16 protein-coding genes are annotated in these 13578 nt (G+C 61.8%); 13 read left to right on the top strand and 3 right to left on the bottom strand.

Annotated features, from left to right (window positions below; all coding sequences use genetic code 11):
- Window positions 1–32 precede the first annotated feature (32 nt).
- Window positions 33–1283 carry an SAM-dependent methyltransferase gene (locus AC3CCE_RS19420; RefSeq protein WP_023668904.1) on the bottom strand — a complete coding sequence of 417 codons (1251 nt, stop codon included), beginning with the start codon at window positions 1281–1283 and terminating at the stop codon, window positions 33–35.
- A 259-nt stretch (window positions 1284–1542) separates the two neighbouring features.
- Between AC3CCE_RS19420 and AC3CCE_RS19415 the strand changes: the two genes are divergently transcribed.
- The 6 genes from AC3CCE_RS19415 (at window position 1543) to AC3CCE_RS19390 (ending at window position 4635) form a co-directional block, all read left to right on the top strand.
- Window positions 1543–1677, top strand: coding sequence for a hypothetical protein (locus AC3CCE_RS19415; protein ID WP_023668905.1), 135 nt, complete (start codon window positions 1543–1545; stop codon window positions 1675–1677).
- 113 nt (window positions 1678–1790) lie between these two features.
- Window positions 1791–2081 (top strand): Dabb family protein, encoded by a 291-nt coding sequence (locus AC3CCE_RS19410; protein ID WP_023682566.1) that lies wholly within the window; start codon window positions 1791–1793, stop codon window positions 2079–2081.
- Between the two features lie 55 nt (window positions 2082–2136).
- Window positions 2137–3009, top strand: coding sequence for a VOC family protein (locus AC3CCE_RS19405; protein WP_023714175.1), 873 nt, complete (start codon window positions 2137–2139; stop codon window positions 3007–3009).
- Window positions 3006–3884, top strand: a complete 879-nt coding sequence (kdsA, locus tag AC3CCE_RS19400; protein WP_031198152.1) for a 3-deoxy-8-phosphooctulonate synthase — start codon at window positions 3006–3008, stop codon at window positions 3882–3884. Before AC3CCE_RS19405 ends, kdsA begins: the two co-directional genes overlap by 4 nt.
- A 97-nt stretch (window positions 3885–3981) precedes the next feature.
- Entirely contained in the window at window positions 3982–4185 is a 204-nt protein-coding gene (locus AC3CCE_RS19395; protein ID WP_023668908.1) for a dodecin family protein, read from the top strand.
- Between the two features lie 84 nt (window positions 4186–4269).
- Window positions 4270–4635, top strand: coding sequence for a PRC-barrel domain-containing protein (locus AC3CCE_RS19390; RefSeq protein ID WP_023668909.1), 366 nt, complete (start codon window positions 4270–4272; stop codon window positions 4633–4635).
- 82 nt (window positions 4636–4717) lie between these two features.
- Here AC3CCE_RS19390 and AC3CCE_RS19385 read toward each other — a convergent pair whose 3' ends face one another.
- The gene (locus AC3CCE_RS19385; RefSeq protein WP_023668910.1) at window positions 4718–4840 is read right to left on the bottom strand and encodes a hypothetical protein; all 123 of its coding nucleotides are present in this window, start codon (window positions 4838–4840) and stop codon (window positions 4718–4720) included.
- Window positions 4841–4949: 109 nt separating this feature from the next.
- A complete protein-coding gene (locus AC3CCE_RS19380) occupies window positions 4950–6530 on the bottom strand; it encodes a glycoside hydrolase family 19 protein (protein WP_352626275.1) in 1581 nt (526 codons plus the stop codon).
- A gap of 103 nt (window positions 6531–6633) precedes the next feature.
- On the opposite strand from AC3CCE_RS19380, the gene eno reads away from it, so the two are divergent.
- The 7 genes from eno (at window position 6634) to AC3CCE_RS19345 (ending at window position 13559) form a co-directional block, all read left to right on the top strand.
- A complete protein-coding gene (gene eno / locus AC3CCE_RS19375; RefSeq protein ID WP_023701745.1) occupies window positions 6634–7908 on the top strand; it encodes a phosphopyruvate hydratase in 1275 nt (424 codons plus the stop codon).
- 138 nt (window positions 7909–8046) lie between these two features.
- Window positions 8047–8370, top strand: coding sequence for an FtsB family cell division protein (locus AC3CCE_RS19370; protein WP_023706543.1), 324 nt, complete (start codon window positions 8047–8049; stop codon window positions 8368–8370).
- A 195-nt stretch (window positions 8371–8565) separates the two neighbouring features.
- Entirely contained in the window at window positions 8566–9612 is a 1047-nt protein-coding gene (gene pdhA / locus AC3CCE_RS19365) for a pyruvate dehydrogenase (acetyl-transferring) E1 component subunit alpha (RefSeq protein ID WP_023668914.1), read from the top strand.
- Between the two features lie 15 nt (window positions 9613–9627).
- Window positions 9628–11049: a pyruvate dehydrogenase complex E1 component subunit beta gene (locus AC3CCE_RS19360; protein WP_023668915.1), complete on the top strand. Its 1422-nt coding sequence runs from the start codon at window positions 9628–9630 to the stop codon at window positions 11047–11049.
- A gap of 18 nt (window positions 11050–11067) precedes the next feature.
- Window positions 11068–12489: a pyruvate dehydrogenase complex dihydrolipoamide acetyltransferase gene (locus AC3CCE_RS19355; protein WP_352626274.1), complete on the top strand. Its 1422-nt coding sequence runs from the start codon at window positions 11068–11070 to the stop codon at window positions 12487–12489.
- 12 nt (window positions 12490–12501) lie between these two features.
- Complete coding sequence (locus AC3CCE_RS19350; RefSeq protein WP_023748669.1) at window positions 12502–12921, top strand: hypothetical protein; 420 nt, start codon at window positions 12502–12504, stop codon at window positions 12919–12921.
- Complete coding sequence (locus AC3CCE_RS19345) at window positions 12918–13559, top strand: SGNH/GDSL hydrolase family protein (RefSeq protein WP_023748668.1); 642 nt, start codon at window positions 12918–12920, stop codon at window positions 13557–13559. Before AC3CCE_RS19350 ends, AC3CCE_RS19345 begins: the two co-directional genes overlap by 4 nt.
- Window positions 13560–13578: the final 19 nt, after the last annotated feature.

Below are 13578 nucleotides of genomic sequence, written 5' to 3'. Positions count from 1 at the left end.
GCGGGCATACGCCCGCTCAATCACGCTTCGGATCAGGCTTTGTAGACCACTTGGCGCACGTCGATGTAGCTGGCTCTAAAGCCGGCTTCGCAATAGTGGAGATAAAATTCCCAAAGCTTCTTGAAGCGGTCGTCGAAGCCGAGCGGGACGATCTTTTCCCACGACGCCCAGAAGCGGTTGCGCCATTCGGCAAGCGTGCGGGCATAGTCGTCCGGAAAGACGCGCTCGCGCAGATGGGCAAGGCCATGGTCGCTGCCCAGCGTCTTCAGGATCGACGGCGTCGGCAGCATGCCGCCTGGGAAGACATAGCGCTGGATGAAATCCGGCCTCGCCCGATAGGTGTCGTAGGCGGCCTCGTTGATGGTGATGATCTGCAGGCCGGCGGTGCCGCCGGGCCTCAAGCACGCCTTCATCTTGCCGAAAAATACCGGCCAATATTTTTCGCCGACCGCCTCGAACATCTCGATCGAGGCGATGCGGTCGTAAGTGCCCGTTTCGTCTCGGTAATCCTGCAGCTTGATGTCGACCTTGTCAGACAGTCCCGCCTTCTGGATGCGCGCCTTGGCGAAATCGTGCTGTTCGCGGCTGATGGTCAGGCCGGTGACGCGGCAGCCGATCTCGCGCGCGGCAAATTCGGCAAAACCGCCCCAGCCGCAGCCGATCTCGAGCACATGGTCCTTCTTGCCGATGCCGGTATCCTTGGCCAGCGCGCGGTATTTGGCGGCCTGAGCGCTTTCCAGGTCGTTGGCGCCGGTCGCATAGAGCGCCGACGAATAGGTCATGCTGGGATCGAGCCATTGCTTGTAGAAGGCGTTGCCGAGATCGTAATGCGCCGAGATGTTGCGCTTCGAGCCGGTGCGGGTGTTTTCGTTGAACCAGTGGCGGATGCGCTGGACCGTGTTGATGAGCCAGTTGGCGCCGCCGGCAATGCGTTCCCCAACGGCCGAGTTGACGACGAACAGTTCGAGGAAGCTGGTTACATCAGGGCTTTCCCAGTCGCCGTCCATGTAGGATTCGGCAACGCCGATGGTGCCGCCGGAAAAGGCACGGCCGGGCAGGCGCCAGTTCTTCAACACCAGCTCGGCATCCGGCCCGGGTCCGTTGCCGCCGACAAGCACCGCCCGGCCATCCGGCATCCTCACCTTCAGCGAACCGCGCGGCAATTTCATCGCCGCCGACAGCACCATGCGCGCCTTGGCCGGCAGGCCCTTGACGATCTCGGCGAAATTGAGTTCGTCCAGCCTGATGGCGTCGCCGATGCCTTTGTATTCCCTGACAGCCATCTCACACCCCCCTGGACTTCCGCGGGGGCGGCGCAAGATCTGCCGGCCTCCACATCCTCCACTTTCATTCGCCAGGCGCGAACGCCGTAGCCTGCTTAAATTTTCGCCACAATCTTCCACCGCATCGACCGGAACTTCAAGAGGCAAGCCGTGCCCGGCACTGGCCCAGGTGGCGTGCCTGGGGCCAGAATCGGTGAGGGCGAGCGACCGCCGGTGAAATCGCTATGGTTAGGAACAGCCACATACGTTAGTTTCAGCCATGCGTTACGTCATCGTCATCACCGCCATCGCCTTTTTCCTGATCTGGGATGGCCTCTATAATCAGGGCCGCTATCTCGACACGACGGTCAGGGAAATGTCGCGCGTCGTGCGCTACGTCACCGGCAAAGCCTAGCTTTTGCGCCTCTGCAAAGTCGCCTGCCGGCATTGCCGGGCGCGACATCGTGGCGGTTGACGCGACGGTCCCGCTCACACAAAACATGCCGCAAATCGAACGTGGAGGCAGGTGTGATCCGGCATATCGTTTTCTTCAGCGCGCGGCGCAAGGACGATGTCGAGGCCGTGCGCACGGGCTTGCTCGCGCTGGGCAAGATCCCGCATTCAAGCCTCTTCGAGGTGACGCTCAACACCAAGGTCGATCCGCTGTCGGATGCGATCGACGTGGTCGTCTATGCCGAGTTCGAGGATGATGCCGCGCTTGCCGCCTACAAGGCGCACCCGCTCTATGCCGAGACGACCAGTCGGGTCAAACCATTGCGCGAATTGCGCTATTCGGCCGATGTCGTGGCGATGGCCTGATCGAGCTGGCAAGAGGCCTTGAACCGATTTCCGGAATGATGCACACCGCGCCGGCATGACCAGCACGATCCATCCGCTTGACCATCTTGTGTTGCCGACGGCGAGCCTCGCCGTGGCGCGGGCGCGGCTGACATCGCTTGGCTTCATCGTCGCACCAACCGGCATCCACCCTTTCGGCACCGAAAATTGCTGCGTCTTCTTCGCCGACGGCACCTACCTCGAACCGCTGGCGGTCGGGAATGAACAGGCTGCAGACGAGGCATTTGCCGGTGGCAATGTCTTTGTCGCGCGCGACCGGCTCTATCGCGCCAGGCTGGGCGATGAGGGCTTTTCCGCCGTGGTGCTGGCCACCGACGATGCCGATGCGGACCATGCGCGCTTTATCAAAGCCGGCCTGTCGGCGGGAGATGTACTGAGCTTTTCCCGCGCCTTCACCGACACGGCCGGAAAGAGCGACATGGCCTCGTTCAAACTGGCTTTCGCCGCCGGCGCCGAGACGATGGACGCCTTTCTGTTCGCTTGCGAGCGGATCAACGCCCCTCAAATCGACCGTACGGCACTGCAGGCCCATGCCAACGGCGTGACCGGCATTGCCGAAATCGTCGCGGTCAGCGGCGTGCCATCCGAAAAGCGCCACCTGATCGAGACAGCGACGGGTTCGAGGCAGAGGAGCAGCACGGCGTTCGACCTGGCGAACGCGCGTTTGAGCGTTCTCAAGCCCGCGGCTTTCGCTGAGCGCTTCGGCATGTCGGCTGGCGCGCCGACGGACCTTCGCTTCGCCGCGATCGTCTTTTCGGCCCGCAGTGTCGGCGCTGTCGCGAGGCTGCTTGCAGACAACGCCGTCGGGCACGATATAGCGGGCAACGAAATCGTCGTGCAGCCGGCATCCGGACAGGGCGCGGCTTTCATCTTCCGGGAGACCCCATGAGCAAGCCGCAAGGGCCCAATTCGCTGGCGCCGAATTCGTCGGTAACCGTCGGCAACGTCGTCTTCGACAATAGCGGGCCCTTGGCGTTGATCGCCGGCCCGTGCCAGTTCGAATCGCGCCAGCACGCTTTCGACATGGCCGGCGCGCTGAAGGAACTGACCGGCAAGCTCGGCATCGGCCTCGTCTACAAGACCAGCTACGACAAGGCCAACCGCACCTCGCTGTCGGCAACGCGCGGCGCCGGCATGGACGCGGCGCTTCCGGTGTTCGACGAGTTGCGCAAGGCGTTTTCGCTTCCCATTCTGACCGATGTCCACACCGAGGAGCAGTGCGCGATCGTAGCGCACCATGTCGATGTGCTGCAGATTCCGGCCTTCCTGTCGCGCCAGACCGACATGCTGGTCGCCGCGGCCAAGACCGGCAAGGTGATCAACGTCAAGAAGGGGCAGTTCCTGGCGCCCTGGGACATGAAGAACGTGGTGGCCAAGATCACCGGCTCCGGCAACCCCAATGTGCTGACCACCGAGCGCGGCGCTTCCTTCGGCTACAACACGCTGGTGTCGGACATGCGGGCTTTGCCCGTGATGGCCGAGATCGGCGCGCCGGTGATTTTCGACGCCACCCATTCGGTGCAGCAGCCGGGCGGGCAGGGCGGTTCCTCCGGTGGCGAGCGCCGCTTTGTCGAGACGCTGGCGCGGGCTGCCGTTGCCGTCGGCGTCGCCGGCGTGTTCATAGAGACCCACCAGGATCCCGACAATTCGACCTCCTCCGACGGGCCCAACATGCTGCCGCTGAAGGACATGCCGGCGCTGCTCGAAAGACTGATGGCATTCGACCGCATCGCCAAGAATGCTGCTGACCTGAACCGAGGCTGATGGATTCGGCGATGGCGCGCGCGCTGCCCTGCTTGTGGAAGGCATAAGCCGGCTGTAGGCTCGCTGCTGCAAATGAGCGTCTTGGCAGGAGGAAGCCATGTCCGTCGCCCGCGTCACCGAAATCACGTCGTCGTCGAAAAAGAGCTTTCAGGACGCCATCGAGAAGGGGATTGAGCGCGCCTCAAAGACCCTGAAGAACGTGGAAGGCGCCTGGATCCAGGACCAGAAGATCGTCGTCGAGGACGGCAGGATCGCGGCCTATCGCGTCAACATGAAGGTGACGTTCATCCTCGCGGAGTAACCGCCCGCCGCTCGAAAAAACGGGAACTTTCGCCCGCGCCCCTCATTGTCAAAGTATCGATCAACGACATGAGGAGCAGCAGCCATGACCACCCAGACAGGCCACACCGAAGCCATCGCCGCTTCGCGCGTCATCGGCACGTCGGTCTACAACACCGAAGGCACGAGCATCGGCAGCATCGAGGACATCATGCTCGACAAGACGTCGAACGGCATCATGTTCGCGGTTATCGGGTTCGGTGGATTTCTCGGCATTGGCGAGAAGTATCACGCCATTCCGTGGGCGAGCCTCGACTATGACGAGGACAAGGGCGGCTATGTCGTGCCGTTCTCGAAGGAGCAGCTGAAGGCAGCACCCGCCTATTCGATCAATGAACTGGCCGGCGCCGATGGCGAGGCCGCGCGTGATGCTTCCTATGATTACTACAAGGTCACGCCGTATTGGCATTGATCAGCTGCGCTGACGCCTGACGTGAAAAGGCCCCCGAATTCCGAAACGGGGGCCTTTTCAGTGCAACCCGACAGTTTCTAAATTATTCTGCCGCATGAAACGTGGACAGCTGCGTCGCCGCCCTTGGCGGCTGCTGCGTATCGCAGGACGTCAGGAACGCCGCCGCGATCAGGAACAAACTCACGATACCGCTCAACTCGGACATGGCGAAACTCCTCCTGTTTCGCCCCGCGCATCACCATCCTAGTCGACACAGAGATTGTTATCTCTGAATTATGATGACGTGGTGTTGTCGAACGTGATCCGAGGCATGCTCAGCCGAGGAGTCCGGCATTCTTCACCGCCTTGAAAACCTTTTCGTGCCAGGCGATCCGATCCGCTTCGCCATTGGCCTGCGTGGCGGAATTGGCGTTGCCGACGTTGATCGCGCGCGAGATCTTTTTGATCAGGCCGGCATCGGCAAAGGCATTGCAGCCTGACCCTTTCCATTCGGCGCAAGCTGCGAGCAGCGAAGTCTGCGGATCCTCGATCAGTTCAGGATGATTGGCGAGGTCAACCTTGGCGAGCTTGCCCTTGGCCGTGTACGCGTCGCGCCCGGTGGTCTGGAACGTGCCGCCGCCGCGGAAATTGAAGCCGTCCAACGTTCCTTTCACATTGCCCATGCGGCCGCAATAGGCCCAGTCGCCCAGGGCTTGCGGCTTGCGCAGCAGGTTGTCCTCGATCCACTGATCGGTCTTGCCCGCGGCTCGCGACCTCCATGCGTTCCGGATTGCCGCCACGGTCGTGTAGGTCAGGGATTCGCGAATGAGGGTGAAGCCACCGGTTTCCATCGCCGCTTGAGCGAAGAAATGCATCAGCCGATCATAGTTGTTGCACACCCCATGATCGCCAAGTGTCTTGAGGCCTTTGTCGGAGGTAAAGGCGCCGATGTAACCGTCATAGATTGTTCGCTTGGAACCGCTTGCCGGTCTCGGCGCGAATTTCTGGAAGACCGCTGCTGGCAAACCCTTGTTCGGATCGCCCGCAACGGCTTCGAGCACGCTCTCGACACTCTCGGTCGACAGCACCGGTTCGCCTTCGACGACCACCGAAGCATTGGGAATTCGCTTGCCGTTGTTTTTCGGGAAGCCACCGCCGGCAAAGGTTTTCAAATCGTCGATGAGGGCGATTACGCGTGTCCGGCTCTCCGTGAAATCCATGTCGGAAAGAGGACCGCTCACCTTCTTCGTCGGGTTGATGCATCCGACGCTGGACAGGAAATTGACGCCCGGATGGATCAGGATTTCGGTGCGCTTGTTGGTCTTCAGCAGTTCGAGTCCAGGTTTGGGTGGCGTCTTGCCGCCAGTGTAGCCGATGGTCACATATTTGCCTCCGGCCTGCGTCGCCAGCGGATAGGTGCCGGGCTCGATGCGCCTGCCATTGTCTTCTTTGGAATTATCGCCTGGGCCGCGAGATTCACACACGAACCCCGATAGACCCGTTACTGCCGTGCCGTTGTGAAAGACTTTATAGGTACCAACTGTCCTGCGTCTGGTGCCCCTCATATGCTCGACTTTGCGGCTAATAAGAAGTTCCCAGCCAGTGCCTGAAATCGCTGCCATTGCCGCCTCCCCAAAGAGTTCAAGCTTGTTCATTTCACTGTGGTCGCCAAATAGTTCGCGTTGTAGATGTGACCCTAACATCTTCGAATTCTCTGCATTGTGAAGTTTGTCACGTTGGCGGTAGCCTCTTTTGAAGCATCGGCTGGAGTTTGTGCGCCGCCTGGTATTTCGTGGTAAGGCATTGCCGCGATGAAAGGGGAGGGGCAGCCGCCCCATGCGGCGCCAGACATATGACGTCAGGGCGGGCTGTTTGCGTTCAGATGGCGTCGCCCATGCCCCACGGCCTGAGCGCATGGGGCGACCGTCACCATTATTTCATGCCATTCCTGATTGCCTTTTGCGGCACTTTGGCTAAGAGGGGCGCGACGCTTTCAATCGATCAATCGGGGACATCGCAATGACCGCCATCATCGACATTGTCGGGCGTGAAATCCTGGACAGCCGTGGAAATCCGACCGTCGAGGTCGACGTCGTCCTCGAAGACGGCTCGATGGGCCGCGCCGCGGTGCCGTCGGGCGCGTCGACCGGCGCGCATGAGGCCGTCGAACTGCGCGACGGTGGCGCCCGCTATCTCGGCAAGGGCGTGCTCAAGGCGGTCGAGGCCGTCAATGGCGAGCTGTTCGAGGCGATCGGCGGCTTGGAAGCCGAAAACCAGATCCACATCGACCAGACCATGATCGAGCTCGACGGCACGCCCAACAAGAGCCGGCTCGGCGCCAACGCCATCCTCGGCGTCTCGCTGGCGGTCGCCAAGGCCGCGGCGGAAGCCGCCGGCCTGCCGCTCTACCGCTATGTCGGCGGCACCAAGGCGCATTTGCTGCCGGTGCCCATGATGAACATCATCAATGGCGGCGCGCATGCCGACAATCCGATCGATTTCCAGGAATTCATGATCCTGCCGGTCGGCGCGCCGACGCTGCGCGAAGGCGTGCGCTGGGGCTCCGAAATCTTCCACACGCTGCGCAAGAAGCTGAAGGATGCCGGCCACAACACCAATGTCGGCGACGAAGGCGGCTTCGCGCCCAATCTGAAGAGTGCGCCGGTGGCGCTCGATTTCATCATGGAATCGATCGAGAAGGCCGGCTTCAAGCCGGGCGAGGAGATCGCGCTTGGTCTCGACTGTGCGGCGACCGAATTCTTCAAGGACGGCAATTACGTCTATGAGGGCGAGAAGAGGACCCGCGATCCCAAGGCGCAGGCCAAGTACCTGGCCAAGCTTGCCGCCGACTATCCGATCATCTCGATCGAGGACGGCCTGGCCGAGGACGACTGGGAGGGCTGGAAGTACCTGACCGACCTGATCGGCAACAAGACGCAGCTGGTTGGCGACGACCTCTTCGTCACCAACACGGCGCGGCTGCGCGACGGCATCCGCATGGGTGTCGCCAATTCGATCCTGGTCAAGGTCAACCAGATCGGCTCGCTTACCGAAACGCTCGACGCTGTCGAGACCGCGCATAAGGCAGGCTACACCGCAGTCATGTCGCACCGTTCGGGCGAAACCGAGGATTCGACCATCGCCGACCTCGCCGTCGCCACCAATTGCGGGCAGATCAAGACCGGTTCGCTGTCGCGCTCGGATCGCATGGCCAAGTACAACCAGCTGATCCGCATCGAGGAAGAGCTCGGCAAGCAGGCGCGCTACGCTGGCAAGTCGGTGGTCAAAGCCTAAATTCTGCCGAACTGGCGAAAACGATGGAAGGGCGGGATTTTCCCGCCCTTTTTCGTTGCGGCCGCTGGCTAATGCACCTGTCCGTAACCGTCCATTAAGCACAATCGAGCGACAAATGGCGGTCAAAGGATTGCGACCATGTGGACACGCCAGCACAAGCAGAGAAACACCGGCCGGCTGATCATCCCGTCCCTTTGCGTGGCGTTCCTGGCCTATTTCGGCTTCCATGCCTATCATGGCGAGTTCGGCATCAATTCCAAATATCAGCTCGAAGCGCAGACCATCGAATTGCAGGCCAAGTACGATGCCATCAAGGCGCGCCGGGTCGATCTGGAGCGGCGTGTCCAGCTGATGCATGAGGGTACGCTTGAAAAGGATATGCTCGACGAGCAGGCACGCCGGGCGCTCAATCTGTCCCAGCCCGATGAAATCACCGTCATGCTGCCGGCCAATTCGAAATAACCAAGTTTCAGTTAATCGCTGTTATCTCTAATGATTCTGGGCGTTTAGGCGCATGCCAGCCATGCATTTTTCTGCATGGCGAAACGCGGTCTCGCATGTTAGCTTCCCTCCAATCGGTGGGGAGGAGCTGATCCTCCCCGGAGCAGACATGGTCTGCTTTAGTGTCCGCAAAGAGACGCCAACAGGGAGTGATGCATGGCCACCGCCGCCAAAAAAGCGCCTGCCAAATCCGTTAAATCGACGTCCGCCAAATCAACGGGGCTTTCCGCCCCCAAGCCGGCTGACTTCACCAAGGACGAGGAGCTTGCCGCCTACCGGCACATGCTGCTTATCCGCCGCTTCGAGGAAAAGGCCGGCCAGCTCTACGGCATGGGCTTTATCGGCGGCTTCTGCCACCTCTATATCGGCCAGGAAGCGGTCGTCACCGGCATGAAGATGTCGCTGATCAACGGCGACCAGATGATCACCGCCTATCGCGACCATGGCCACATGCTGGCGATGGAACTGTCACCGCGGGGCGTCATGGCAGAGCTGACCGGACGCCGTGGTGGCCTGTCGAGGGGCAAGGGCGGCTCCATGCACATGTTCTCCAAGGAGAAGCATTTTTACGGCGGCCACGGCATTGTCGGCGCGCAGGTCTCGCTCGGCACCGGTCTCGCCTTCGCCAACCGCTACCGCGACAACAACAATGTGTCGCTGACCTATTTCGGCGATGGCGCTGCCAATCAGGGTCAGGTCTATGAAAGCTTCAACATGGCCTCGCTGTGGAAGCTGCCGGTGATCTACATCATCGAGAACAACCGCTACGCCATGGGCACTTCGGTGTCGCGCTCGTCGGCCGAAACCAATTTTTCGCATCGCGGCGCCTCGTTCAAGATTCCCGGCATTCAGGTCGACGGCATGGATGTGCGTGCGGTCAAATCCGCCGGCGATCAGGCGACCGAATGGTGCCGTGCCGGCAACGGTCCGATCATCCTCGAGATGCAGACCTATCGCTATCGCGGTCACTCGATGTCGGATCCGGCAAAATACCGCTCCAAGGAAGAAGTGCAGAAGATGCGCTCGGATCATGATCCGATCGAGCAGGTCAAGGTGCGGCTGACGGCCAAGAAGTGGGCGACCGAGGACGAACTCAAGAACATCGACAAGGAAGTCCGCGACATCGTCGCCGACGCCGCCGAATTTGCCCAGCACGACGCAGAGCCGGATCCGTCCGAGCTCTGGACCGACATCGTATTGTAACGGGAGGGCAAGGACATGCCGATCGAAATTCTCATGCCCGCTCTCTCGCCGACCATGGAAGAGGGCAATCTTTCCAAGTGGTTGAAGAACGAGGGCGACAAGGTCGTCGCCGGTGATGTCATCGCCGAGATCGAAACCGACAAGGCGACCATGGAAGTCGAAGCCGTCGATGAAGGCACGATCGGCAAGATCGTGGTTCCCGCCGGCACCGAAGGCGTCAAGGTCAATGCGGTGATCGCCGTGTTGCTGCAGGACGGGGAAAGTGCAGGCGACGTCGAAAAGAGCGGCAAGCCTGCCTCCACCCAGGATGCCATTTCCGCTGGCGGTCAGCGGACCGATGCAGCCGAGGAAGGCTCAAAGGCGGCTCCCCAGGATGCCGGCGAGGCTCCGAAGGCAGTTCCCGCCGCTCCGGCAGCCAAACCTGCCGCCGATCCGGATATTCCCGCCGGCACCGAGATGATCTCGACTACGGTGCGCGAGGCCTTGCGCGATGCCATGGCCGAGGAAATGCGCCGCGACGGCGATGTCTTCGTCATGGGCGAGGAGGTCGCGGAATACCAGGGCGCCTACAAGATCACGCAAGGGCTGCTGCAGGAATTCGGGCCGCGCCGCGTCGTCGACACGCCGATCACCGAGCACGGCTTTGCCGGCGTCGGCGTCGGTGCGGCGATGGCCGGCCTGAAGCCGATCGTCGAGTTCATGACCTTCAACTTCGCCATGCAGGCGATCGACCAGATCATCAACTCCGCGGCCAAGACGCTCTATATGTCGGGCGGCCAGATGGGCGCACCGATCGTGTTCCGCGGACCGAACGGTGCGGCCGCCCGCGTCGGCGCCCAGCATTCGCAGTGCTATGCCGCCTGGTACAGCCATATTCCCGGGCTAAAGGTGGTGATGCCGTACACGGCTGCCGACGCCAAGGGCCTGCTCAAGGCGGCGATCCGCGATCCGAACCCGGTCATCTTCCTTGAAAACGAAATCCTCTACGGCCAGTCCTTCGACGTGCCGAAGCTCGATGATTTCGTGCTGCCGATCGGCAAGGCGCGCATTCACAAGCAGGGCAAGGACGTCACCATCGTCTCGTTCGGCATCGGCATGACCTACGCCATCAAGGCGGAAGCCGAACTGCGCGGCATGGGCATCGATGCCGAGATCATCGATCTCAGGACCATCCGTCCGCTCGACCTCGACACCGTCATTGCCTCGGTGAAGAAGACCAACCGCTTGATCGTGGTCGAAGAAGGTTTCCCGCAAAGTTCGGTCGGCGACCACATCGCCAACCAGGTTTCGCAGCGCGCCTTTGACTTCCTCGATGCGCCGGTCATCACCATCGCCGGCAAGGACGTGCCGATGCCTTATGCGGCGAACCTCGAAAAGCTGGCCTTGCCCAATGTCGGCGAGGTCATCGAGGCCGTCAAAGCCGTCACGTATCGCTGAGCCGGTCGGGAGGACATCATGCCAATCAACATCACCATGCCGGCGCTGTCGCCCACGATGGAAGAGGGCAATCTTTCCAAGTGGCTGGTCGAGGAAGGCGACAAGGTTTCGCCGGGCGACGTGATCGCCGAGATCGAGACCGACAAGGCGACGATGGAAGTCGAGGCCGTCGATGAGGGCACGGTCGCCAAGCTGGTCGTTCCGGCCGGCACCGAAGGCGTCAAGGTCAATGCGCTGATCGCCATTCTCGCCGGCGAAGGCGAGGATGCAGGGGCGGCGGCAAAGGGTGGTGGCGATGCCGCGCCCGCGAAAGCCGATGCCAAGCAGGATAAGGCGTCAATCTCCCCACCCGTGGGGGAGATGTCGACGAAGTCGACAGAGGGGGGCGCTGCCCCGCCGACCTCTCAGTCTGTCGCGCCCCCCTCTGGCCTGCCGGCCATCTCCCCCACAAGGGGGGAGATCAGCCAATCGTCAGGCGAGCGCACCTTCGCTTCGCCGCTGGCTCGTCGCATCGCCAAGGATGCCGGAGTCGACGTGTCCGCCGTAACCGGCACCGGCCCGCATGGCCGTGTCGTCAAGGCCGATGTCGAGGCGGCGATTGCCGGCGGTGGCGCCAAGGCTGCACCGGCCGCGAAAGCCGCACCTGCCGGCGCTCCGGCACCTGCGGCTCCGGCTGCGGCACCCAAGGCGATGTCGGACGAACAGGTGCTGAAGCTGTTTGCCGAAGGGTCCTATGAGCTCGTCCCGCACGACAATATGCGCAAGACCATTGCGCGCCGCCTGGTCGAGGCCAAGACAACCATCCCGCATTTCTACCTGACGCTCGACTGCGAGCTCGATGCGCTGCTGGCGCTGCGCACACAGATCAATGCGGCTGCTCCGACGAAGAAGACCGACAAGGGCGAGGCTCCCGTCTACAAACTCTCGGTCAACGACATGGTGATCAAGGCGATGGCGATGGCGCTGATGGCGGTGCCGGATGCCAATGCATCGTGGACCGAAAGCGCCATGGTCAAGCACAAGCACGCCGATGTCGGCGTTGCCGTGTCGATCCCCGGCGGCCTGATCACGCCGATCATCCGCCACGCCGACGAAAAGACGCTGTCCACTATCTCCAACGAGATGAAGGATCTGGCGAGCCGTGCCCGCAGCCGCAAGCTGAAGCCTGAGGAATATCAAGGCGGCACGACGGCTGTCTCCAATCTCGGCATGTTCGGCATCAAGGACTTTGCCGCCGTCATCAACCCGCCGCATGCGACGATCCTGGCGGTGGGTGCGGGCGAGCAGCGGCCGGTGGTCAAGAATGGCGAGATCAAAATCGCCAATATCATGTCGGTGACGCTGTCGACCGATCACCGCGCCGTCGACGGTGCGCTCGGCGCCGAACTTCTGGTCGCCTTCAAGCGCATGATCGAAAACCCGATGGGCATGCTGGTCTAGGAAGGAAAGGCTGTGCGGAAATTCGTCACCAGCCTTTTCGCCCTGATCCTTTCCGGCCTGGCCGGCGGGCTGGTGGCGCTGTGGCTGGCAATCGCCACCAATGCGAACTCGGAATTCATCCTTGTCTTCATGGCCTCGGCGCTGGTCTCTATCGTTGCGACGGTGGCGTTTTTCATCGCGCAATTGGTGCCAAACCTACAAAGGGCGATCAATCTGACGGGGCTTGTTGGGGTTGCGTTGTTCGTGCTGGCCGGGATCGGGCTGATTGCCTGGACCTTCTCTCAGCCGCCGGGCAAAGCCCAGTGGTCGGGCGATCTCCCCGTTGTCGCCGGTCTGATTTTGCCAAGCATCGCCACGGTCATCGTGCAGTGGCTGTTCGTGGGATGGCGCGTGCGGCGCGGGCTTAAGGCGGAGGCGGGTGCGGGTGCATGAAGACGATCCTCTGCTACGGCGATTCCCTGACCTGGGGCTATGACGCGGCAAGCCTCGGGCGCCATGCGCTGGAGGATCGCTGGCCGAGCGTGCTCAAGGCGGCGCTGGGCGACGATGATATCGAAGTCATTGCCGAAGGTCTGAACGGCCGCACCACGGCTTTCGACGATCACCTGGCTGGTGCCGACCGCAATGGCGCCAAGGTGCTGCCGACGATCCTGACCAGCCATGCGCCGCTCGACCTGATCATCATCATGCTTGGCGCCAACGACATGAAGCCCTGGATCCACGGCAATCCGGTCGCGGCCAAGCAAGGCGTGCAGCGGCTGATCGACATCGTACGCGGCCACGATTATCCGTTCGACTGGGCCGCGCCGCAAATCCTGATCGTTGCGCCACCCGCGGTCAGCCGCACCGACAATGCCGAATTCAAGGAAATGTTTGCCGGCGGCGACGAGGCCTCGAAGCGGCTGGCGCCGCAATATTCCGCGCTCGCCGACGAGGCCGGCTGCGGCTTTTTCGATGCCGGCACGGTGGCCGAGACCACACCGATCGACGGCGTCCATCTCGATGCCGAAAACACGCGCAATATAGGTGAGGCATTGGCGCCATTGGTGCGCGTGATGCTGGAACTCTAGAGAAAAATCAGGGAGAAAC

Source organism: Mesorhizobium sp. P160187, from assembly GCF_057766425.1.
This window is presented reverse-complemented; position numbering and strand designations above follow the sequence as displayed.

Bases quoted from the DNA above. Each gene is read 5' to 3' on its own strand.
- AC3CCE_RS19420 (WP_023668904.1), bottom strand. From the start codon at position 1,283: ATGGCTGTCAGGGAATACAAAGGCATCGGCGACGCCATCAGGCTGGAC.
- AC3CCE_RS19415 (WP_023668905.1), top strand. From the start codon at position 1,543: ATGCGTTACGTCATCGTCATCACCGCCATCGCCTTTTTCCTGATCTGG.
- AC3CCE_RS19405 (WP_023714175.1), top strand. From the start codon at position 2,137: ATGACCAGCACGATCCATCCGCTTGACCATCTTGTGTTGCCGACGGCG.
- kdsA (WP_031198152.1), top strand. From the start codon at position 3,006: ATGAGCAAGCCGCAAGGGCCCAATTCGCTGGCGCCGAATTCGTCGGTA.
- AC3CCE_RS19395 (WP_023668908.1), top strand. From the start codon at position 3,982: ATGTCCGTCGCCCGCGTCACCGAAATCACGTCGTCGTCGAAAAAGAGC.
- AC3CCE_RS19390 (WP_023668909.1), top strand. From the start codon at position 4,270: ATGACCACCCAGACAGGCCACACCGAAGCCATCGCCGCTTCGCGCGTC.
- AC3CCE_RS19385 (WP_023668910.1), bottom strand. From the start codon at position 4,840: ATGTCCGAGTTGAGCGGTATCGTGAGTTTGTTCCTGATCGCGGCGGCG.
- AC3CCE_RS19380 (WP_352626275.1), bottom strand. From the start codon at position 6,530: ATGCGCTCAGGCCGTGGGGCATGGGCGACGCCATCTGAACGCAAACAG.
- eno (WP_023701745.1), top strand. From the start codon at position 6,634: ATGACCGCCATCATCGACATTGTCGGGCGTGAAATCCTGGACAGCCGT.
- AC3CCE_RS19370 (WP_023706543.1), top strand. From the start codon at position 8,047: ATGTGGACACGCCAGCACAAGCAGAGAAACACCGGCCGGCTGATCATC.
- pdhA (WP_023668914.1), top strand. From the start codon at position 8,566: ATGGCCACCGCCGCCAAAAAAGCGCCTGCCAAATCCGTTAAATCGACG.
- AC3CCE_RS19360 (WP_023668915.1), top strand. From the start codon at position 9,628: ATGCCGATCGAAATTCTCATGCCCGCTCTCTCGCCGACCATGGAAGAG.
- AC3CCE_RS19355 (WP_352626274.1), top strand. From the start codon at position 11,068: ATGCCAATCAACATCACCATGCCGGCGCTGTCGCCCACGATGGAAGAG.
- AC3CCE_RS19345 (WP_023748668.1), top strand. From the start codon at position 12,918: ATGAAGACGATCCTCTGCTACGGCGATTCCCTGACCTGGGGCTATGAC.